This window comes from Kosakonia sp., assembly GCF_032052965.1.
Taxonomy (GTDB): domain Bacteria; phylum Pseudomonadota; class Gammaproteobacteria; order Enterobacterales; family Enterobacteriaceae; genus Kosakonia.
Genome location: NZ_DAMBVN010000001.1, coordinates 200,529 through 221,290, shown reverse-complemented (window position 1 = coordinate 221,290; position 20,762 = coordinate 200,529). Strand labels below are relative to the sequence as shown.

The following is a 20,762-nucleotide window of genomic DNA, read 5'->3' as shown; positions in this document are numbered from 1 at the left end:
GTCCCTTAATCCTTAACCGACGCTGTGTTCAAGGCTAATAGCCAGCAATTTTTGCGCTTCGACGGCAAACTCCAGCGGCAGCTCAGAGAACACGTCTTTACAGAAGCCGTTAACAATCATTGAGATCGCGTCATCTTCGCTGATGCCACGTTGCAGGCAGTAGAACAGTTGATCTTCACCAATACGTGATGTGGTCGCTTCGTGCTCCAGCTGCGCGCTATTATTGCGGCACTCAACATAAGGGAACGTATGTGCGCCGCTGTCGGGGCCAATCAGCATGGAGTCACACTGGGTAAAATTACGGGCATTGGTGGCCGTCGGCATGATTTTCACCAGGCCGCGATAACTGTTCTGGCTGTGTCCGGCCGAGATCCCTTTCGAAATAATCGTCGATTTGGTGTTTTTACCGATGTGGATCATTTTGGTGCCGGTGTCGGCCTGCTGATGTCCACTGGTCAGCGCTACGGAGAAGAACTCGCCAATCGAGTTATCACCACGCAGAATGCAGCTCGGGTATTTCCAGGTAATGGCCGAACCGGTTTCAGACTGCGTCCACGACATCTTGCTGTTGTCGCCCTCACATAGCGCGCGCTTAGTCACAAAGTTGAGGATACCGCCGGTGTTATTGTCACCTGGGAACCAGTTTTGCACCGTTGAGTATTTCACTTCGGCATCTTTGTGGATAATCACTTCCACCACCGCCGCGTGCAGTTGGTAACTGTCGCGCACCGGCGCAGAGCAGCCTTCGATATAACTGACGTAGCTGCCTTCATCGGCCACAAGGATGGTACGTTCGAACTGGCCCGTTTTTTCTGCATTAATGCGAAAATAGGTCGACAGCTCCATTGGGCAGCGCACCCCTTTCGGGATGTAGATAAAGGTACCGTCCGAGGCCACTGCTGCATTCAGCGCCGCGAAGAAGTTGTCGTTTGAGGGCACGACCGTGCCAAGGTATTTCTTTACCAGGTCCGGATGATCGTGGATCGCCTCGCCAAAGGAGCAAAAGATAATCCCCTGTTCCGACAGTTTTTCACGGTAGGTGGTTGCCACCGAAACGGAGTCAAAAATGGCGTCTACCGCCACTTCTTTCCCTTCGCGAACCGGTACACCCAACTGGTTAAACGCTTCTTCCACTTCTTCGGTTAACCAGGCGTTGGCATTCGTCTGCTGAACGGCGCCGGGTTGCGAAGCACAGGTGTCATCGCAGTTGCCACACGACGGGGCCGAGTAGTAGCTGTAATCCTGGTAATCCAGTTTGTCGTAGTGGGCTTTCAGCCAGTGCGGCTCTTCCATCTCCAGCCAGGCGTGGAACGCGTTCAGGCGAAATTCGAGCATCCACTCCGGCTCGTTACGCTTGGCCGAGATCGCCCGCACAACCTCTTCGTTGATGCCTTTGGCCAGCTCATCGGTCGTCAGGCGGGTGAAAAAACCCTCTTTGTAGTTGAGGTTGCCGCCGGTCCAGATTTTGACATCATCTGTTGCTTCAGTATTACGAGACATAGTACCGCCTATACCCCAAAACTTTCGCCGCAGCCGCATTCGTGCTGAGCTTTTGGGTTATGAAATTTGAAGATCTGATTTAAGCCTTCGCGCACGTAGTCCACTTCGGTGCCATCGATAAACGGCATGGCCTGGAGGGGCACATAAAGACGCGCGCCGTCAGATTCATACAGCAAATCATCGGCACTGGGCTCGGTCACTGTATCGAGCACATAGCCAAACCCGGCGCAGCCGGTCTGTTTAATACCAAGCCGCACGCCAAGCACACCCGCCTGTTTCGCAGCCAGAGCACGAATATGTTCTGCAGCAGCAGGCGTCATGGTGAGCCCGCGCCATGCAAAATCTTCCGGATTAAATGATTCCATCGCTTTACCTCACATCAGCAGATCAGAAGGGCATAACGCTATGTTAGTGATAATGATTATCACTTCAACCTCTTTTCCGAAGGGTTATTCCGCCGATGCCCCTTTTTTCGGCACTTGCTATAAGCATAGACCCTGCTGAATGGCTTTACAGACAAGTGAAAAATTGTTTAATAAATTGATAAATAATGACTTTAAACGGCCAGCCATGAGCAAGCGGTTAAAAAAGAAAAGATGTATAGGCAATACCTATTTTTGAGATAGGATTTGAAAAATTCTTTGAATCAAAAAGTTAGTCAGTAATCAAAAAGTTAGCTGCATCACAAAACCGGGAATCAAGGACATACCTCGCATCCTTACTCCGCCATTCCCGGTGCGTTAATTCAAAAACCTGGCTGGCAGAATGGGATTTTGCCTCCTTCACCGTAGGTGAGCATCTCAGCTATGATGTGGCTGTTTAAAATCCGTGCCCACGCGAGGGCTCTTTAGCGCAAGGAGAGTATGAGTGAAGACGCAGCTAAAAATGTCGTATTCAGATACAGGTGCAGGATTTCCCGTTTTACTGGGCCACAGCTATCTGTTTGATAAGTCTATGTGGTCGCCGCAGATTGATGCACTGGCGAGCCATTTTCGCGTAATCGCCACCGATTTATGGGGTCATGGCGAATCACCCGCCCTGCCCGAATCGGTCTCATCGATGGCGGATATCGCCCGCGATCATCTGGCATTAATGGATTCGCTGGGTATTGAGCAGTTCGCGGTGGTCGGCTTATCCGTTGGCGGCATGTGGGGTGCCGAACTGGCAGCCGCGGCACCTGAAAGGGTCAGAGCGTTGATGCTATTCGATACGTTCATCGGCGATGAAACGCAGGCAGCGAGAGATCAATACTTCATGATGCTCAATGCAATCAACGTCACCGGGGCTATACCGGCACCGATGCTGGAGTATGTGGTCGCACAGTTCTACTCCAGATACGCTGCCCAGGAAGATGTTCAGCACCTGCACAGCGCCCTGGCGTCGCTCAGCGCAGAACAGCTGCGTAACAGTATTGTTCCTCTCGGCAAACTCATTTTTGGTCGCCCAAACCGCCTGCCCGTACTGGAAAATATTACCTGTCCTGTTCATGTCGCCACCGGCGCGCTCGACCTTCCACGCCCGGCAACGGAAGGCCGTTTAATGGCCGATAAACTTGGCTGCGACTTTACGCTGATCCCGAATGCTGCGCATATCAGTAACCGCGAAAACCCGGAAAGAGTCACGCAACTGATTGTCGATTTCCTCAAACAGTACGGGTAATACACCACGCGTGATCACGGCCTTAAAGTTTAACCACTTTCAGGCCGTAATCTGCCGGGTTAACAATGTCCTCCAGCGTGCCCATCTGGGTTAATGCCTCTTTCGACACGACGCAATGGATCGTGCTCTCCGGGAAACGCAAATTCTTCACGATGTGCACCACCTCCGGCTTCCCTTTGCTGTCGATATCACTGATCCAGCCAAGAAAACCGCCGGCGTATTTCGCCAGGCTGCCGATCGGGTAAAAACCGTAAATTTGCAGATACTCGACAATCACTTCGCGATCCCAAACGTGATCGGCCTGGTAAATGTTACGGCAGGCGACCAGCGGCGTGAGCGGTGGCTCGCCATTGCGGGCATGCGTCTGTTTATTGATTGCTTTGATAACCGACAAACGCCGTGCCAGCGCGGAAAGTTGCGCCCCGCGTTTACCAGCAGGATAACCTGAGCCATCGAGCCGTTCGTTGGCATTTTCAATCACATCGCGGCAGGTCAGCCCCGGCGTCCACCCCAGCGCACGTAAACGGTTCAGCAATGTACCAACATGGGTTCGCAGAAGCGCTTTCTGCTGCGCATCCATGTTGATTTTCAGGGAAGGCAACGCGGCGCTGACCAGAAGCGGTTTACCCAGTGTATGCATGATGGCACCTAGCGTGGCCTCACGCAGTTGCGGATCGCGCGGGTCACGAAGACGCAGCATATCAGCCAGTCTGGCTGCAACCTGGATGGCATGCCGTACCCATTCTGGCTCGTCGCGCAGGCAGGAAAGTGCATACAGCAGTACCTTGCGATCCTGCTGTTGCAGATAAAGCAACGTATCGACGCAGTCATAAAAGATATCAACCGGTAAACGGTTACGCGTTTTCATGTACATCAGCGCCACCTGCAGGCGGTGCGCCACTTTCATCACGCCTTGCTCCATTGGCGTCTGGCGCGCGCGTTTCTCGCGCTCCTGCATTTCACGCTGCCGGGCTTTACGTTCACCCTGCCCTGGAATAAACAGCGGCGATTCGTAGACCATCATGCCGCGGATCCCTGTCCGGTACGCGGCCTCCCTTTCCGCCTCATTCACATAGCGGAATAACGACTGGGACTGGGATGAGGTCAGGTCGACAAATTGGATCCCGATAGCGGCATAACCGTTATTACCAAACGGGCGGATATGGCGAATAGCGCCCTGCGCGTCAAAACGTTCTCCGTCAGGAAACTCCAGCGTTATGCCTGAAATAGTCTGCCCAACTTCCAGAGCAATACTCTCGAACAGGTCAATTTCGACCATGCAGCCGCCAACGGATAAATTGCGTACCCGGCCGGGAATGGAGAGTTGCTGTGAGTAAACATCAAGGGATGCACGCGCCTGCATTCCAAGAATAAACGGAATACGTATTTCCCCACGGCTCTCTTCAACGAGGGCAGATTCCGGTAATTGGCATTCGAACCGGTAGAATTTGCTGTCTGTTTTTATGAGCCTGGCCGGGATACGGCTCAGGCTATAAGTATCGCGCTCAATATCCTCGCCGGCTTTAACCGCTTCGAGATCGAAGTTCAGACCACCCTCAAAAAGATAATTTTCGATATCCTTACCGGCGTATTCAATGTCGAGCACCATACGATTCGTTTGTTGATCGAGCGCACTGATGCCCGCAGTTAATGCATAAGGCATATCTTGCGCATAAATCGACAGCATATGCGGATGCTGAATTAACGAATGGATAACATTTCCTGGTGGGAGTGAACAGTGTTCCGCCATGCTTTATCCCTTACATGATAAATGATGTCGCCGCGGGTCAGTGGCCGCGGCCGAATCATTGTAATGCGCGCAGCGCAGATGAACCGATACGCTCCGCAACAACGTGTTATACGGGGCAGAGATGACGCAGAAACGTCACTTTCTCATTTTTTGGCCATTCCTGCCCCGATTCTAATATCCATGATGCCTGTTTAATACTACAAAAAATAGATTAAGATTTTTCTAAATTCGAAATAAACAATTCGTACGTTAATTAGAGATAAAAAAACCAACTGTTTGATTTATGGATTGTTATTTGACGGAGGTTTGCTGGGTATATGCAAAACAAAACGATAGGATAAGCTTTAACTGACGCGCCTCAATGCCCCTCTTGCACTAAAAACAAGTAGATAAGATCCATCTCAAAATCATAACAATCAAAGGTCATCCCAAAATAAAGCTAACGAGTTTGAAATACCAGTTTTATTTATAGATTTAAGCGATCATTTTCTTAACAGTGATAGATAGAGACTATCAAAGTAAGAGTAATCGATCATTCAAAACAATTTTAACGGTTATCATTCGGCATGTAGAATCAAAAAATTATATGTTTTCAATATGCTGTATCATTTTGTGGAGATCCTTATCAGGGATAATGGAAATACAAACCTTAGAATTTACTGGCAAGAAAATGCAGATGACTGCTGAGTTTCAACCGATTATTCAGCTTTCAGGTAATAAAATCCTACGTTATGAAGTGCTTGCCAGATTTTTTAATGCCGAAGGTTTCTTAATCCCTGCGCAACAGATCACGCCTGAGTTAACGCATCCGCAGACGCTTTTTCAGGTTTGTGATTTTATTATCGCGAGTGCATGTAACTTACTTAAACTCAAATCTGCGCTGGTAATTTCCTTTAAGTTACCCGCGCAGTTGATGGGCAACATGGAATACCTGGCAGGCATTTATAAACGCAGTTTGCAGAATAATGTTGCACCTCAGAATCTGGAAATCACAATAAGCGAGAAGATCCTTAAAGCACCACTTATTAATTACGTTACATATTTAAGACAGGCTAAAGAATATGGCTTTTTATTGGCGCTGGACGAGGCCAGGCCCGGCGCAATACCCGCCAGCACTCTGTCACAGTTATCTTTTGATACGATCCACCTTGACCGCGCCATGATTGAGAATATCCATCAGGATGCTGCAACCTTTACTGCGCTACGCCGTTGCATCGGGCCGCTTATCTCTGCAGGTATTACGGTGTTCTGTACCGGCATCGCGAAGTCGGCAGATCTGCACTTTCTGCAGAAACATCCCTCGCCAGGCATTCAGGGCTATGCATTGTCCCGTCCGCTCACCTACAGTCAGTTACGTCTGCTGGAAGGACTCTGAGAACATCGGCGACAAACAGCCTGCCCATAACTGAGCAGGCCGGGAGTCACTACAATCGCAGCAGGTTGAACACCAGTAGCGGGTCTTTTGGGTTAGCCAGTTTCTGCACTTTGCCACTGTAGCGTTCACGTTCGGCAAGCAGTGTAGTTTTGATGCTGAGAATTGCGCTCTGTTCATCTGTCAGCGCTTTTTTACCCTGGTGAGTAGCGTGTTGCGATCCGGCGGAAGGTGTGGTGCTTTGCCCCGCTGAGAGCTGGGTGACGATAGTTTTTAACGTGGTGGGGGTTAACCGGCTAAAAGGCGGCGCCTTCTGCGATTTATCTTCTTTTGCGGCCTGCTTCAGGAGCGTCTGAAACGTGCCGCTTTGCAGCTCAGTCCTCGCCTTCCAGCTCCCCTTGACGACAGCAGAGCCCGTCTGTGAAGCTGGCACCCCTTTTAATGACGTATCCATGATCCTTTCCCTTAATTTGCTTGTTCCTCGCAGTGACAGAGAATACCCCTGCATAAGAAAATCAAATAGAAGGTAACCAACCATTTAGTGTGGCTATTTAGCGTATCGCCCGTTAGGGCTGCTGTACCTCATCTTTGCGGGTACAGATAATCGCCTTCTCATTCGTATGATGATTATCGGAATAGAAAAAAGCTTTTTTGCCACTGGAAAGCTGGGTAATGATATGAATAGAAACCCAGTTGCTATCGCTGTTTTGATCGTTACTGTCGGTGTACGTCAGGGTGCGCCCGCTGTACTGGTCGGAGATTTCATACGGTTTCTCCTGCGGATTGGTGTAGTGGCGGCCATTTACCGTCAATCCACCCGGATCGACAACAGCCGTATACTCATCACACAGCAGGCTGATGCCCGCCGCAGAACTACAAACAGTAAACAGGGCCAAGCAGCCGCCCGCAATCAACCTGATCATATGCATCCCGTAGCCGTTTATTGGCAAAATAATAGTACAACGCCCCAAAACGGGGCGTTCAACGTGCTGATTAATTATAAAGAGAAGGCTCGCCGACAGGTCGTGTTTTGAAGCGGCGATGGATCCATAAATATTGTTCCGGCGCGCGCAGGATTTCACGCTCAATCACCCGGTTCATATAGCTGGCCGCTGCGAATTCGTCCTGTACAGGATAATCACTCAGCGCCTGGCCAATATGCAGCGCGTAGCCTGAATTGTCTTCTTTACGCACCATGGTGACCGTCAGCATTTTCGCCCCGGAAAGGCGCGACAGAACAAAAGTACCATTGGTCGTGGCGGCATTTTGAACTGAGAAGAACGGCGCAAAAATACTGCCTTTACGACCATAATCCTGATCCGGTGCAAACCACACCGCTTCCCCCTGCTTCAGTGCATTGACCAGCCCCTTGAGGTTGCGGCGATCGATCATTGACTTATTCGAGCGCATACGACCACGCGTCTGTACCCACTCCATCAGCGGGTTGTTGTGCGGACGGTAGGTTGCCATCATCGGCTGACACAACCCCATCACCCGGCCGCCGAGCTCCAGCGACATGAAGTGTACGCCCACGACCATCACCCCGCGCTGGCTAGCCTGCGCCGACTGCAAATGCTGATAGCCTTCAACGTCAAACCAGCGACGCACGCGTTGATCCGGCCAGAACCAGGCCATACCTGTTTCGATTAGCGCCATGCCGAGCGACTTGAAATTCTTTTCGATCAAAGCGTCGCGCAGTGCGCCATCCATTAGCGGAAAGCACAGCTCAAGATTACGGCGCGCTATGCGCTCGCGGCGTTTGAGAAAGGGGCGAGAAGCAAGCCCAAGGCCCGCGCCAAGGCGGGCAAGGACAGGATACGGAAGTTGCACAAGGAGCCAGAGAAACCCAAGTCCGAACCATGTGATCCAGTAACGTGGGTGTAAAAATGCGGGTTTAAATGTAGCCATCATTGTCACCAAAAAGCCGGTATTCAGTAGCGCTTAAGGAGACAATGAATCGCTTCATCAGGTCATTATGCGTTACAACACTTCACTGCGGTTTCCATGAAAGGGGTCAACCGAAGCGACACATCCAGTGCTGCGCAATATAGCACGAACGGCTAAGAACCTATGTAAAGAATAGTGAATAAAAAATGAATTTTTCTTTCCAATTACACAGGTTTGTGGCTCAGACTATGGCGGTTGTCAGCCGCGATGAACAACAGAGTCGTGACTGTTCATCGAAGATATCAATTTGCCACACCTGGTGCCGCCCGCCCGCATGCAGTGCGCGGCAAACGCCGCGAACACGCCCGCTACGCACGGAATGCAGATGGTTGGCGTTAACCTCCAGCCCTACCACTTTTTTGTCTCCTTCCGTACATAAATACCCGGCCACCGAGCCCAGCGTTTCTGCCAGCACCACAGAGGCACCACCGTGCAATAATCCAAATGGCTGATGGGTGCGATGGTCTACCGGCATCGACGCTTCCAGCGCATCATCACTGATGCGCTCAAAACGAATGTCGAGATACCCCACCATATTGCCGTCACCCATGGCATTCAGCGCTTCCAGGGTCACCGCGCGTTTCCAGATCATGCCAGTATCTCCAGTAAAGCCTGTAACGGATGACGGACGCCATTGCCTTCGACACGTTTCACCTGACTGCGACAGGAGTATCCCGTTGCCAGGCAGCGACTGCGCGGCAGACGTTGCATGGCCTGGTGCCAGGAGAGTTCATAAATACCCAGTGAACTGGCATGGTTTTTCACTTCATGCCCGTAGGTTCCGGCCATTCCACAACAGCCAACGCTGACGTTTTCCAGCTTCGCGCCAAAACGCGCGAAAATAGACGCCCATTGCGCTGGCGCGCCAGGCAGCGCCGTCACTTCAGTGCAGTGACCAAACAGATACCACGGCTCGCCGCTGATCGCCTGCGCGTCTCTTTCTTCCAACGCCGCAGGTAACCATTCATGCACCAGTTGCACATGAAAATTGCCGCGCTCATCGCCCAGAGCCAGCTTGTACTCATCCCGATAACAGAGCACCAGCGCAGGATCGACGCCTACCATCGGCATGCCAAGTTTAGCCACGCGATTAAGGAAATCGGCTGTCTTTTGCGCTGTCTTCGCAAAACGGTTCAGGAAGCCTTTAATATGCTGCGCCTTGCCGTTGGGCGAAAAAGGAAGCACAACGGGCTGGAAACCCAGTTTTTCCACCAGCCGGACAAAGTCCGCGACCACCTGCGCATCGTAATAACTGGTAAAGGGATCCTGGACCACCAGCACCGTTTTTGCTTTTTGCGCTACATCGAGTTGTTCGAGTTGCTCCAGCGTCATGTTGGCCGTTCGGTGGCCCACCATCTGGCGTTGCAGCGACGGCACCGACAGTAACGGCAAATCCACCATGCCGATGTGTTTTGCTGACAACGAACGCACCCAAGGCTGACTCATAAAAAAGTTGAAGGTCTTCGGCGCTCGCGCCATCAGCGGCGCATAGCTTTCTACCGTCGCGACCAGGTGATCGCGCATGGGGCGCAGGTAACGGCTATGGTAAAGCTGCAGAAACCGGGAGCGGAACTCCGGCACATCTATCTTAATGGGGCATTGGGTAGAACAGGCTTTGCAGGCCAGACAGCCCGACATAGCGTCTTTGACTTCATGGGAAAAATCATATTCGCCACGGCGCGCATGCCAGCTGTTGCGGGTCCGTTCAATCAGCGAACGCAGACTGGCGCGTTTTTCCGGCAACTCTTTTTCCAGTTGAACAGGATCGATTCCGCGATCCGCCAGCAGGCGCAGCCACTCCCGCACCAGCGTGGCGCGTCCTTTCGGTGAATGAATACGGTTAGCCGAAATTTTCATCGACGGGCACATCGGACTCTTCGCGTCGAAGTTAAAACACAGACCGTTACCGTTACACTCCATAGCCCCACGCCAGGAGGCACGAACGGCAATCGGGATCTGTCGATCATACGTGCCACGTTTAACATCGTCGACCTGCTTCATCGGCGCATCGATGCCTTCTGGCGGGCAAATTTTCCCAGGGTTAAGACGGTTTTGCGGATCGAACGCTGCTTTGACTTTGCGCAACTCGCCATAGAGTTGCTCGCCAAAAAATGCCGGACTGTACTCTGCCCGGAAACCTTTCCCGTGCTCGCCCCATAACAGGCCGCCATATTTTGCCGTGAGTGCAACCACCTCATCAGAGAGGGTTTTCATCAGTATCTCTTGCTGCGGATCGCACATGTCCAGTGCAGGACGCACGTGCAGCACCCCGGCATCAACGTGACCGAACATCCCATAGCTCAGCCCGTGGCTGTCCAGCAGCGCGCGGAACTCAACAATATAATCGGCCAGATGCTCCGGCGGTACGCAAGTATCTTCGGCAAAGGGGATAGGTTTTGCTGCACCTTTGGCATTGCCCAGCAGCCCGACGGCTTTTTTACGCATTGCATAGATACGTTCAATACCGGCCAAATCTTCACAAATTTGCCAGCCAATCACGCCGCCTTCACCGTCCGCCATCAATGTGCTCAGACGCTCGCACAACGATTGCACCTGGCCATCAATCAAGGCCTGATCATCGCCGGCAAATTCAACAATATTCAAACCCAACATTGTCTTATCCGGCACATCTGTAATCAGCTCGTTAACCGAATGCCAGACAATGTCTTCCCGCGCCAGGTTCAGTACTTTGGAATCCACCGTTTCCACCGACAACGCCCGCGCTTCCACCATAAATGGCGCATTGCGCAACGCAGAGTCAAAGGAGTCATATTTGACGTTCACCAGCCGGCGTACTTTCGGTAAAGGGGTGATATCCAGACGGGCTTCAGTAATAAAAGCCAGCGTGCCCTCGGACCCGGTCAGCACACGGGTGAGGTCAAACTCCGTCATCTCATCATTAAAGACATGACGTAAATCGTAACCGGTCAGAAAACGGTTAAGCTTCGGAAATTTATCAAGAATTAATTGGCGGTTATCGCGGCAACGTTCCAGCACCGTTTTATAGATGCGGCCAATGGCCGTGTTCGCCGCCCCGAGCGTTTCCGCCAGCGCAACCGGCATCGCCTGTGTATCCAGGATATCGCCGCCCAGCAGAACAGCGCGAACGCCCAGTACGTGGTCGGACGTTTTGCCATACACCAGCGAGCCCTGACCGGAGGCGTCGGTATTGATCATGCCACCGAGTGTCGCACGGTTGCTGGTGGAGAGTTCCGGGGCGAAGAAGAAACCGTAAGGTTTGAGGTACTGATTCAGTTGATCTTTAATGACCCCCGCCTCTACACGCACCCACCCCTCTTCCGGGTTGATCTCCATAATGCGGTTCATATAGCGGGACATATCAACAATGATGCCCTGGTTTAACGCCTGCCCGTTGGTGCCGGTACCACCACCACGCGGGGTAAACACCAGCGTGCGAAACCGCTCTTCGGCGGCAAGGCGGGTAATGAGGACAACGTCTGACGTTGAACGAGGGAAAACGACAGCATCGGGTAATAACTGGTAAATACTGTTATCTGTCGCCATTGTCAGCCTGTCGGCGTAACTGGTGGCGGTATCACCTGTAAAACCTTGTTGCTCCAAAGCCTGCAAAAAATTCAGCACCAGCTGAACGACGCCGGGTGCCTGGGAAATCTGTGGGATCATTATGCTTGACCCTGCCTGACGGTGAGTGTTGTAAAGAGTTAATCGTTTGCTTGTTGCATTCATCGTTGTATCACATTTTTTTCTTATACGCCCATGAGAATTACAGGCAGAATCAGACTGTCCAAAATCGCTGAAATCATTAATCATTATCACTGGTGATTTCCCGATATACCGAATTTTCGGCCACGTAAAAAGGTGAGTAATTCATATGGTTGATCTACGTCAGTCCAGGGATGTACCGCAAGTCATGCTGTCGGTGCTGTTTTTAGCGCTCATGATCATTGCCTGTCTGTGGGTCGTTCAGCCCTTTATCCTCGGCTTCGCCTGGGCGGGTACAGTGGTGATTGCAACCTGGCCGTTGTTGCTGCGTCTGCAACGCGTGCTTTTTGGCCGCCGCTCGCTGGCGGTGCTGGTGATGATGCTGTTGCTGATCCTGCTGTTTATTATTCCGGTTGCTTTGCTGGTTAACAGCCTGGTTGACTCCAGCGGCCCGGTTATTCATGCGGTAACAACCGGCGTAACATCGCCGCCGGATCTGGCCTGGCTGCACAGCATTCCACTGGTTGGCGACAGGCTTTATGCTGGCTGGCATAGTCTGCTGGACATGGGCGGAAGCGGTATTATGGCGAAACTGCGCCCTTACGTAGGCGCCACCACGACCTGGTTTGTCGGTCAGGCTGCGCATATTGGCCGTTTTATGTTGCATTGTACTCTGATGCTGTTATTCAGCGCCCTGTTGTACTGGCGCGGTGAGCAGGTAGCACAGGGTATTCGCCACTTTGCCATCCGGCTGGCTTCCCGCCGCGGAGATGCGGCGGTACTGCTTGCCGGCCAGGCGATACGCGCCGTGGCGCTCGGTGTGGTCGTGACGGCGCTGGTGCAGGCGGTACTTGGTGGTATCGGTCTGGCGATTTCCGGCGTACCTTACGCTACCCTTTTCACCGTGATGATGCTGATGACCTGCCTGGTACAGATTGGTCCTTTGCTGGTATTAGTTCCTGCTATTATCTGGCTCTACTGGAGTGGTGACTCGACCTGGGGCACCGTACTGCTGGTATGGAGTTGTGTGGTGGCAACGCTGGATAACTTTATCCGCCCGGTGCTGATCCGCATGGGGGCTGATTTGCCGCTGATCCTCATTCTGTCCGGGGTAATTGGCGGACTGGTCGCTTTCGGAATGATTGGGCTGTTTATTGGCCCGGTACTGCTCGCCGTTTCGTGGCGACTTTTCTCGGCATGGGTCAGTGAAGCCCCGGCCCCCGAAGACAGTGATAACGCACTTACCGATGTGCAAGATTTAGACAATCCCTCCTGACGCGCCTTAAGGCGGGGAAGCCCGCCTTAAGTAATCATTAAGCATTGCTTATCATTCAGCTGCGCTAATTCTGGCAAGAGACGTCCAAACCCCGCAGAATGCGGTACCTGGCAGGTATATTCTTTACGTATGTTTAACTAATGAGACGAATCTGATCGACTCAAAAATTCAGGATGCCTACTATTAGCTCAAGGTTATAGATCAACATCTTGATTTATAAGCATGGAAATCCCCTGAGTGAAACAATGAATTGCTGTGTGTAGTCTTTGCCCATCTCCCACGATGGGCTTTTTTTTATCCTGCATGTTGAGTACGTGTTGTTTGCACATGATTACCGCCAGTCACCGCGCAGGTTCCGTTATCCAGCACTGCACCGATCGGCAAATAATCAAACGCGAGATGGACCGCGCTCACGTCCTGCCCGTCACAGGCTTTAATATGTTCGTTATATGACGCACAACCTGCGAGGCTGGCGCAGGCCAGTACCGCAATAATCATTGATATTGCTTTCATTTAACTGCTCTCTGGTTTTGTAAGTGTATTTATCTGCCGGTAAAAAAAGGTTCACCGTCGAATAAATAAGGATTTCTGTGCTGCATTTCTTACTGCGAGGAAATACGTAATAACAGACGAATACGTCAGTGATGCATTAACCCATGCTGCTGCATAATATGGTCGACAACGTGTTTTAACCGGCCCTGCAGCCCGCCGTAACCCCGGCGTTCGCCCGCATAGCTCACCCACATCCCCCCACACGGTTCCACTTCAATAAAACCGGTAAGCCCATTACAAATAAAATGCACATATCGGTGTTCCCCGTATTTCTTTCTCATTTCATCTTCCTTACGCGAATATTCCGCCTCACCAGACATGACGTATGTATTGCTGGCATGGCATAAATCAGTTGATAAGATGAATTATATGCAGGGTAATTATCAGCACAATCAATAAATGACAGGGGCACGCACAAATAGCTTACGATCCCACAAATCGCTTAGGCAGATGTTAGGTAACAGGCCTGTTTGTTATATTAACAGGCCTTATGTTACTCAAATAACTACTGGTTAATATGACACTGGCTCATCATATTCCAGTCTCGCGGGAGCTCCCGGGTTTCGCCAGTGACATTCACGGTAACCGCGCCGCGAATATCGGCCGATGAAGCGCCTATTTGCAGCGTAAACTCTCCCGGCTCGACAATACGTCGGCCATCGCGGCGCGTAAAATTGAGCATATCGACCGGCAGGGTAAAGGTCAGTGTCGCCGTTTCACCTGGTGCCAGGGCCACGCGCTGGAAGGCTTTCAACTCTTTTACCGGGCGCACCAGCGAGGCGATGTGATCGCGAACGTAGAGCTGCACAACCTCACTGCCGCTGCGTTCACCGCTGTTTTTGACGGCGACCTGAACACGGATTTCCCCCTCAATGCTGACCTCTGGCGTCAGCAAAACCGGCTGAGCATAGGTAAAATGCGTCCAGCTTTGACCGTAGCCGAAGGGGTAGCGGGAACCGAAATGGAAGGCAAAGGGCGTGCCGCCGCTTTTCAGTTTATGATTGTAGTAGTACGGCATCGCGCCCGCGCTCTTGGGTACACTCACCACCAGCCGCCCCTGCGGTTCGGCACGCCCTGTCAGCACATCAGCAATGGCCCAGCCGCCCTCCTGCCCCGGCGCCCATGCCATTAGCAAAGCGGCAACGCGCGATTCCAGCCCCTGCAGGTGATAAGGACGCCCGCCGGTCATCACCACAATGACGGGCTTACCGGTATCGACCAGCGCTTCCAATAATTGCTGCTGCACGCCAGGCAGAGCCAGGCTATCCGTGTCTGAGCCTTCGCCTACCGTGCCACTTTGGAACAAACCAGCCAGATCGCCCACACACGCGATTACCACTTCACTCTCCTGGGCTACACGCACTGCTTGCGGGATCAGCGAGGTATCGTTCGATACTGGCGATTGCTGGATCGGCTTGCCAGAGGTATCACCAGGAAATACCGGTGCGCCTGAGGCGCGCTTTTCAATAATGTAGCAGCCCTTAGCATAGCGAACACCTTCCTCGCCCAGCACGTTGCGCAACGCCTGCAGAGGCGTGGTGACCTGCGAAGTCTCTTCCAGCATATCGCTGATAATCAGATGCACCGGGAAGCTATAACCGCTAAGGAGTGCCAACGGATCGTCCGCCGTTGGGCCTATGACTGCCAGCCGCGGCGTGCCATTAAGTGGCAAAATGCCATTATTCTCCAGCAGCGTCAGTGAACGCGTCGCCACCTCGCGCGCGGTCTGTCGCGCATCGTCAGATTGCAAGCGAATAGCGCGCTCATCCGTATAAGGCTGCTCAAACAAACCCAGGCGAAACTTCACCGCCAGTACACGGGCAACGATTTCGTCGATCTTAGCCATCGATATCAGCCCACGTTCTACGGCCTGCGCCAGATGCCGCGCACAATCATCTTTCGGTAATTCGACATCCAGACCGGCATTGAAAGACAACGCGGCCGATTCTGCCGCATCATGACTAATGCCATGATGCTGGTGCAGCAAACTGACGCCGCCATAATCGGCAACGATTATGCCATCAAAGCCCCACTGCTCACGTAACACGGTAGTCAGCAGAAAGTGGTCGCTATGGCCTGGCTGGTTATCAATGTCATGATAAGCCGGCATCACCGACCCGGCTTTTGCCAGCTTGACCGCCATCTCAAATGGCAACAGGAAGGTGTCGTTCAGTTCGCAAAAACCGAGATGCACCGGTGCATGGTTACGTGCTCCCTCGCTAAATGAGTGACCGACGTAATGCTTAAGCGTCGCCAGTAAATCGCCCTTCTCACCCTGTAAACCCTCTACATACGCGCACGCCATGACCCCCACCAGCCAGGGATCTTCACCGAACGTCTCTTCGGTGCGCCCCCAGCGCACATCGCGGGAAACATCCAGCACGGGCGCAAGGCCCTGCTTACAGCCCGTAGAGCGCGCCTCTTCGCCTATTTGCAGCGCCGCACGCTTGATCAGTTCCGGATCCCAGGTTGAGCCATAATTCAGTGAGGAGGGAAATAGCGTAGCGTCTTTGCACAACAGGCCCACCAGACACTCTTCATGGAACAACGCCGGAATACCAAGGCGCGTCTCTTCCACCAGTCTCTTTTGCAGCGCATTGGCTGCGCGCACGCCGCTGTGTGCGTCAACGATATGGGTGCCCAGCGGGCGTGTTATCTGCCCGACGCCGAGCTTCAACCGTTGATCCAGCGCAGCCTGCGCACTGACACCGGCAAACTCATCGCTCAGGTCCGTACGTTCCCGGTGCTTGCCGTTTTCGTCCAGCACCAGCCACAGCGCATGCATCTGGGCGAATTTCTCTTCCGGCGTCATTCGCGCCAGTAAATCAGCCACGCGCTCTGCAACCGGGCGGCTGGCATCCTGATAAATCGCACTCATCGGATCACTCCTGTGTTACTGAAATCCGGGGAATCTTGTGGCGCCGTTGTGCTCTGCGGCTCGCCACGTTTCTGAATCAATTGCTGTGCAATGGTGTCGGCAAGCTGGCTGTTGAGTTTGTAACGCGTTAACAGCAGCACCATACAGATAAACAACAGGCAAGGGATAAGGGTAAACAGTGCGTTAATGGTGGTGAGTACAGTCGTATTTTGTAGCGCCTGATTGGGCGCATAGTCGACCGCCGCGAGCACCCAGCCCACCACGGCACCGCCCAGCGCAAGGCCGAATTTAATGGCAAATAGCGCAGTGGAAAATACCAGGCCATCCAGCCGCCGACCACTGCGATGCTCTTCATAATCAACAACGTCAGAGAACATGGTCCATTGCAGCGGCGTGGTCAGGTTTTGAATAAAACTGAACACGATGTTGACGGCAAAAATAAGCCATACCTGGGTAGGAGGAATAATAAAGATCAGCGCGGCAAAGACGACAAAGGTAATAATCGTCCACTGATAGGCACGCACACGGTCAAATTTCCCCAGCAGACGTGCAGATAATAGTGCGCCAGCCAGCGCGGCAAGCATGCCAGAAACAATAAACGTAAAAACCATTTCCGGACGTTGCAGCACATATTTGACGTAATACATGGTTGCAGAACCGCGCGTCACCACCGCCGTTAACAGCAAAATATTGAACACAAATACGATGCGCCACTGGCTATTTGCCGCCAGCAGTTTCAGGTCACTGACCAGGGAACCGGAACTGTCATTACGCGGGGTGAATCGCTCGCGGGTCATAAAGAAGCAGCCAAAAAACAGCGCAATGCCGAGGATCCCCATAAGGCTCATAGCGTAGAAATAGCCTTTTTGATCGTTGCCGCCACCCAACTGCGCCACCAATGGCAAGGCAATGACGGTGACGATCAAACCGCCAATAAAGGACAGGCCAAAGCGCCAGGACTGCAATGAATGACGTTCATGTGGATCCATGGTCAGCGCACCCGGCATGGCGCAGTAAGGGACGTTAATGGCCGAATAGATAAAACTCAGGATCGCATAAGTGACGCAGGCGTAGATAATTTTTGCCGTCGCCCCCGCATCCGGCACGTAAAACGTAATGATGCAACTTACGCCGAAGGGTATGGCAAACCACAGCAGCCATGGGCGAAAACGGCCGTGCCGCGTCTGAGTACGATCGACCAGCGCGCCAATACAGGGATCGACAAAAGCATCAATCGCACGCACCACTAAAAACATGGTGCCCATAATTGCAGCTGGCAAGCCAAACACATCGGTATAGAAATAGGCGAGAAACAGCGTGGCTGTTTGCCAGACCAGCGCACTGGCCATATCGCCCAGGCCGTAGCCTATTTTGTCTGAAGTACGCAGGACAGAGGGAATTGTCATTTTTATTAGCCTTGTGAGGTGAAAAAATATTTCAACCTGACGTGATAATTCGCGTCACGCCACTCACTACCGGCTCAAGTATTGGAAGAAGAAATGCGGGTCACAATTGCAATAATTACCAGGCTTTTTACGTTTTTTGGTAATTGTGATCGAAGACGAATTCGCAGTGAAAGCAGAAAAAATCCCCGACATGATGTCGGGGATTTTGATTTAGCCGTTATTTTTTCAGTTCGGCAAGGCTCAACCAGGTTTGCACGACGGTGTCCGGGTTCAGGGAGAGGCTGTCAATGCCTTCATCCATTAACCAGGCAGCAAAGTCTTCGTGATCCGATGGCCCCTGACCGCAAATACCGACATATTTGCCCTGTTTTTTCGCCGCGCGGATAGCCATAGAAAGCAGAGCTTTCACCGCATCGTTGCGTTCGTCAAACAGTTCTGACACCACACCGGAGTCACGGTCAAGGCCCAGCGTTAACTGAGTCATATCATTCGACCCGATCGAGAAACCATCGAAATACTCGAGGAACTGCTCAGCCAGTAGGGCATTCGACGGGATTTCACACATCATAATGATTTTCAGCCCGTTCTCGCCGCGTTTTAGCCCCTGCCGCGCCAGCTCATCGACAACGGCTTTCGCCTGCTCAACGGTGCGTACGAACGGGATCATAATCTCGACGTTGGTCAACCCCATCTCATTACGCACACGTTTCACGGCTTCGCATTCCAGCGCAAAACAGTCGCGGAAACTGTCGGCCACGTAACGCCCGGCGCCACGGAAGCCGAGCATCGGGTTCTCTTCTTCCGGCTCGTAGCGCTCGCCCCCCACCAGGTTGGCATATTCGTTCGATTTAAAATCGGACAAACGCACAATCACGCGTTTTGGCCAGAAGGCTGCCCCAAGCGTTGAAATGCCTTCCGTCAGACGGCCAACGTAAAACTCCACCGGCGAATCGAAACCTTTCATCATTTCGCGGATGTCGTTTTGCAGCTTCGGATCCTGATCATCAAACTCAAGCAGCGCACGCGGATGGACGCCAATCATGCGGTTGATGATAAATTCCAGACGCGCCAGGCCTACACCTTCGTTAGGCAGGCAGGCAAAATCGAAGGCACGATCCGGATTACCCACGTTCATCATGATTTTTAGCGGCAGGTCCGGCATGGTATCGACACTGGAACTTTTCACACTAAAATCCAGCAGATCGGCATACACATACCCGGTGTCACCTTCGGCACAGGAAACGGTCACTTTCTCACCCGTTTTGATGCGCTCGGTCGCGTCGCCACATCCCACTACCGCCGGGATCCCCAGTTCGCGGGCAATGATTGCCGCATGGCAGGTACGACCGCCGCGGTTAGTCACAATGGCCGCCGCTTTTTTCATGATCGGTTCCCAGTCCGGGTCGGTCATGTCTGTCACCAACACATCGCCCGCCTGGATCAGGTTCATTTCGCTGATATCGTGGATCACTTTAACCGTACCCGCACCAATGCGGTGGCCAATGGCCCGGCCTTCAGCGACGATTTTGCCCTGGGCATGCAACGTGTAACGTTCCATTACCTGGCCACGCGAGCGAACAGTTTCCGGGCGCGCCTGCACAATAAACAGTTTGCCGGTATGACCGTCTTTCGCCCATTCAATGTCCATTGGACGGCCATAGTGCTGTTCAATCTGTACAGCCTGCTTCGCCAGCGCCTGCACTTCCTCGTCGGTCAGTGAGAAGCGATCGCGTTCTTCCTGCGGCACGTCTTCGATCTGCACCTGTTTTCCGTGTTCCTGGGTCGGCGCATAAATCATACGGATTTTTTTCGACCCCATTGTACGACGCACAATCGCCGGGCGATTAGCCGCAAGCGTCGGTTTATGCACGTAAAATTCATCCGGGTTTACCGCACCCTGCACCACCATTTCACCCAGCCCCCAGGCCGCAGTGATAAATACCACCTGGTCAAAGCCGGATTCGGTATCAATGGAGAACATCACGCCGGAAGACCCGATGTCGGAACGCACCATACGCTGCACCCCTGCCGACAACGCAACGCCGCGATGGTCATAACCCTGATGCACACGATAAGAGATGGCGCGATCGTTAAACAGTGAGGCGAAAACATGTTTAATCGCCACCAGCACCGCGTCATACCCTTGTACGTTGAGGAAGGTTTCCTGCTGCCCGGCAAAGGACGCATCCGGCATATCTTCCGCTGTTGCCGACGATCGAACAGCAAAGGAAGCCTGCGCATCGTCTTCTGACAACCTGGCATACGCATCATGAACGGCTTTTTCCAGCGCTGGCGTAAACGGCGTGTCGACGATCCACTGGCGAATCTGCGACCCGGCTTTCGCCAGTTCGGCAACATCGTCGATGTCCGTTTTATCCAGCAGTTCATAAATACGTTGGTTCAGCCCGCTCTGCTCAAGAAACTGGTTAAACGCATCGGCGGTGGTCGCAAAACCATTCGGTACGGAAACACCCACACCGGACAGGTTAGTAATCATCTCACCAAGGGAGGCATTTTTGCCTCCAACTCTGTCTACATCATTCATGCCGAGTTGGTCATACCAAAGCACCAGCGGAGACGAGTCATTGTTGGACATCGAAACAATCCTTTTGTGATATATGAATGGGTAAAACACCAGACTACGCATTAATCCTGGCATATTTAATTTCATTGAAAAAACGGTGAATCGTGTAAGCAATTACGATTTCTGGTTTTTCGGACAGATTCCCATCAATCAA

16 protein-coding genes and 1 other RNA gene are annotated in these 20,762 nt (G+C 52.5%); 4 read left to right on the top strand and 13 right to left on the bottom strand.

The features are described 5' to 3' along the window. Positions 1 to 12 precede the first annotated feature (12 nt). A complete protein-coding gene (gene sufB / locus RTX30_RS01105; protein ID WP_312685975.1) occupies positions 13 to 1,500 on the bottom strand; it encodes a Fe-S cluster assembly protein SufB in 1,488 nt (495 codons plus the stop codon). Between the two features lie 8 nt (positions 1,501 to 1,508). Beyond that, the gene (gene sufA, locus RTX30_RS01100; RefSeq protein WP_312685973.1) at positions 1,509 to 1,865 is read right to left on the bottom strand and encodes a Fe-S cluster assembly scaffold SufA; all 357 of its coding nucleotides are present in this window, start codon (positions 1,863 to 1,865) and stop codon (positions 1,509 to 1,511) included. Positions 1,866 to 2,385: 520 nt separating this feature from the next. Between sufA and RTX30_RS01095 the strand changes: the two genes are divergently transcribed. Further along, positions 2,386 to 3,159 carry an alpha/beta fold hydrolase gene (locus tag RTX30_RS01095; protein ID WP_312685971.1) on the top strand — a complete coding sequence of 258 codons (774 nt, stop codon included), beginning with the start codon at positions 2,386 to 2,388 and terminating at the stop codon, positions 3,157 to 3,159. Positions 3,160 to 3,181: 22 nt separating this feature from the next. On the opposite strand, the gene RTX30_RS01090 is transcribed toward RTX30_RS01095, so the two are convergent. After that, on the bottom strand, positions 3,182 to 4,909 hold the full coding sequence (locus RTX30_RS01090) for a PilZ domain-containing protein (protein ID WP_312685968.1): 1,728 nt from the start codon (positions 4,907 to 4,909) through the stop codon (positions 3,182 to 3,184). Positions 4,910 to 5,543: 634 nt separating this feature from the next. On the opposite strand from RTX30_RS01090, the gene RTX30_RS01085 reads away from it, so the two are divergent. Beyond that, a complete protein-coding gene (locus RTX30_RS01085; RefSeq protein ID WP_312685966.1) occupies positions 5,544 to 6,284 on the top strand; it encodes an EAL domain-containing protein in 741 nt (246 codons plus the stop codon). Between the two features lie 49 nt (positions 6,285 to 6,333). On the opposite strand, the gene RTX30_RS01080 is transcribed toward RTX30_RS01085, so the two are convergent. From RTX30_RS01080 to RTX30_RS01060, 5 genes are all read right to left on the bottom strand, one after another. Then, a complete protein-coding gene (locus RTX30_RS01080) occupies positions 6,334 to 6,735 on the bottom strand; it encodes a hypothetical protein (RefSeq protein ID WP_312685965.1) in 402 nt (133 codons plus the stop codon). A 112-nt stretch (positions 6,736 to 6,847) separates the two neighbouring features. Further along, entirely contained in the window at positions 6,848 to 7,177 is a 330-nt protein-coding gene (locus RTX30_RS01075; RefSeq protein ID WP_312685964.1) for a hypothetical protein, read from the bottom strand. A 97-nt stretch (positions 7,178 to 7,274) separates the two neighbouring features. After that, positions 7,275 to 8,192 carry a kdo(2)-lipid IV(A) palmitoleoyltransferase gene (gene lpxP, locus RTX30_RS01070; protein WP_312685963.1) on the bottom strand — a complete coding sequence of 306 codons (918 nt, stop codon included), beginning with the start codon at positions 8,190 to 8,192 and terminating at the stop codon, positions 7,275 to 7,277. Positions 8,193 to 8,409: 217 nt separating this feature from the next. After that, positions 8,410 to 8,820: a 1,4-dihydroxy-2-naphthoyl-CoA hydrolase gene (menI, locus tag RTX30_RS01065; protein WP_312685962.1), complete on the bottom strand. Its 411-nt coding sequence runs from the start codon at positions 8,818 to 8,820 to the stop codon at positions 8,410 to 8,412. Further along, positions 8,817 to 11,873: an FAD-binding and (Fe-S)-binding domain-containing protein gene (locus RTX30_RS01060; protein WP_312685961.1), complete on the bottom strand. Its 3,057-nt coding sequence runs from the start codon at positions 11,871 to 11,873 to the stop codon at positions 8,817 to 8,819. Before RTX30_RS01060 ends, menI begins: the two co-directional genes overlap by 4 nt. A gap of 208 nt (positions 11,874 to 12,081) precedes the next feature. Here RTX30_RS01060 and ydiK point away from each other — a divergent pair, with 208 nt between their 5' ends. Continuing rightward, positions 12,082 to 13,188: an AI-2E family transporter YdiK gene (ydiK, locus tag RTX30_RS01055; RefSeq protein WP_312685959.1), complete on the top strand. Its 1,107-nt coding sequence runs from the start codon at positions 12,082 to 12,084 to the stop codon at positions 13,186 to 13,188. Between the two features lie 190 nt (positions 13,189 to 13,378). Next, positions 13,379 to 13,486, top strand: an RNA gene (rprA, locus tag RTX30_RS01050) — antisense sRNA RprA. Here the strand turns inward: rprA and RTX30_RS01045 are convergent. From RTX30_RS01045 to ppsA, 5 genes are all read right to left on the bottom strand, one after another. Next, on the bottom strand, positions 13,483 to 13,701 hold the full coding sequence (locus tag RTX30_RS01045; RefSeq protein WP_312685957.1) for a hypothetical protein: 219 nt from the start codon (positions 13,699 to 13,701) through the stop codon (positions 13,483 to 13,485). The genes rprA and RTX30_RS01045 overlap by 4 nt on opposite strands. A 125-nt stretch (positions 13,702 to 13,826) precedes the next feature. Then, the gene (locus RTX30_RS01040; protein ID WP_312685956.1) at positions 13,827 to 14,021 is read right to left on the bottom strand and encodes a hypothetical protein; all 195 of its coding nucleotides are present in this window, start codon (positions 14,019 to 14,021) and stop codon (positions 13,827 to 13,829) included. 224 nt (positions 14,022 to 14,245) lie between these two features. After that, positions 14,246 to 16,618, bottom strand: a complete 2,373-nt coding sequence (locus RTX30_RS01035; protein WP_312685955.1) for a glycoside hydrolase family 3 N-terminal domain-containing protein — start codon at positions 16,616 to 16,618, stop codon at positions 14,246 to 14,248. Further along, entirely contained in the window at positions 16,615 to 18,024 is a 1,410-nt protein-coding gene (locus tag RTX30_RS01030) for an MFS transporter (RefSeq protein ID WP_312685953.1), read from the bottom strand. Before RTX30_RS01030 ends, RTX30_RS01035 begins: the two co-directional genes overlap by 4 nt. A 217-nt stretch (positions 18,025 to 18,241) precedes the next feature. Next, positions 18,242 to 20,620: a phosphoenolpyruvate synthase gene (ppsA, locus tag RTX30_RS01025; protein WP_312685951.1), complete on the bottom strand. Its 2,379-nt coding sequence runs from the start codon at positions 20,618 to 20,620 to the stop codon at positions 18,242 to 18,244. Between the last annotated feature and the right edge of the window lie 142 nt (positions 20,621 to 20,762).

Bases quoted from the DNA above. Each gene is read 5' to 3' on its own strand.
- sufB (WP_312685975.1), bottom strand. From the start codon at position 1,500: ATGTCTCGTAATACTGAAGCAACAGATGATGTCAAAATCTGGACCGGC.
- sufA (WP_312685973.1), bottom strand. From the start codon at position 1,865: ATGGAATCATTTAATCCGGAAGATTTTGCATGGCGCGGGCTCACCATG.
- RTX30_RS01095 (WP_312685971.1), top strand. From the start codon at position 2,386: ATGTCGTATTCAGATACAGGTGCAGGATTTCCCGTTTTACTGGGCCAC.
- RTX30_RS01090 (WP_312685968.1), bottom strand. From the start codon at position 4,909: ATGGCGGAACACTGTTCACTCCCACCAGGAAATGTTATCCATTCGTTA.
- RTX30_RS01085 (WP_312685966.1), top strand. From the start codon at position 5,544: ATGGAAATACAAACCTTAGAATTTACTGGCAAGAAAATGCAGATGACT.
- RTX30_RS01080 (WP_312685965.1), bottom strand. From the start codon at position 6,735: ATGGATACGTCATTAAAAGGGGTGCCAGCTTCACAGACGGGCTCTGCT.
- lpxP (WP_312685963.1), bottom strand. From the start codon at position 8,192: ATGATGGCTACATTTAAACCCGCATTTTTACACCCACGTTACTGGATC.
- menI (WP_312685962.1), bottom strand. From the start codon at position 8,820: ATGATCTGGAAACGCGCGGTGACCCTGGAAGCGCTGAATGCCATGGGT.
- RTX30_RS01060 (WP_312685961.1), bottom strand. From the start codon at position 11,873: ATGATCCCACAGATTTCCCAGGCACCCGGCGTCGTTCAGCTGGTGCTG.
- ydiK (WP_312685959.1), top strand. From the start codon at position 12,082: ATGGTTGATCTACGTCAGTCCAGGGATGTACCGCAAGTCATGCTGTCG.
- RTX30_RS01045 (WP_312685957.1), bottom strand. From the start codon at position 13,701: ATGAAAGCAATATCAATGATTATTGCGGTACTGGCCTGCGCCAGCCTC.
- RTX30_RS01040 (WP_312685956.1), bottom strand. From the start codon at position 14,021: ATGAGAAAGAAATACGGGGAACACCGATATGTGCATTTTATTTGTAAT.
- RTX30_RS01035 (WP_312685955.1), bottom strand. From the start codon at position 16,618: ATGAGTGCGATTTATCAGGATGCCAGCCGCCCGGTTGCAGAGCGCGTG.
- RTX30_RS01030 (WP_312685953.1), bottom strand. From the start codon at position 18,024: ATGACAATTCCCTCTGTCCTGCGTACTTCAGACAAAATAGGCTACGGC.
- ppsA (WP_312685951.1), bottom strand. From the start codon at position 20,620: ATGTCCAACAATGACTCGTCTCCGCTGGTGCTTTGGTATGACCAACTC.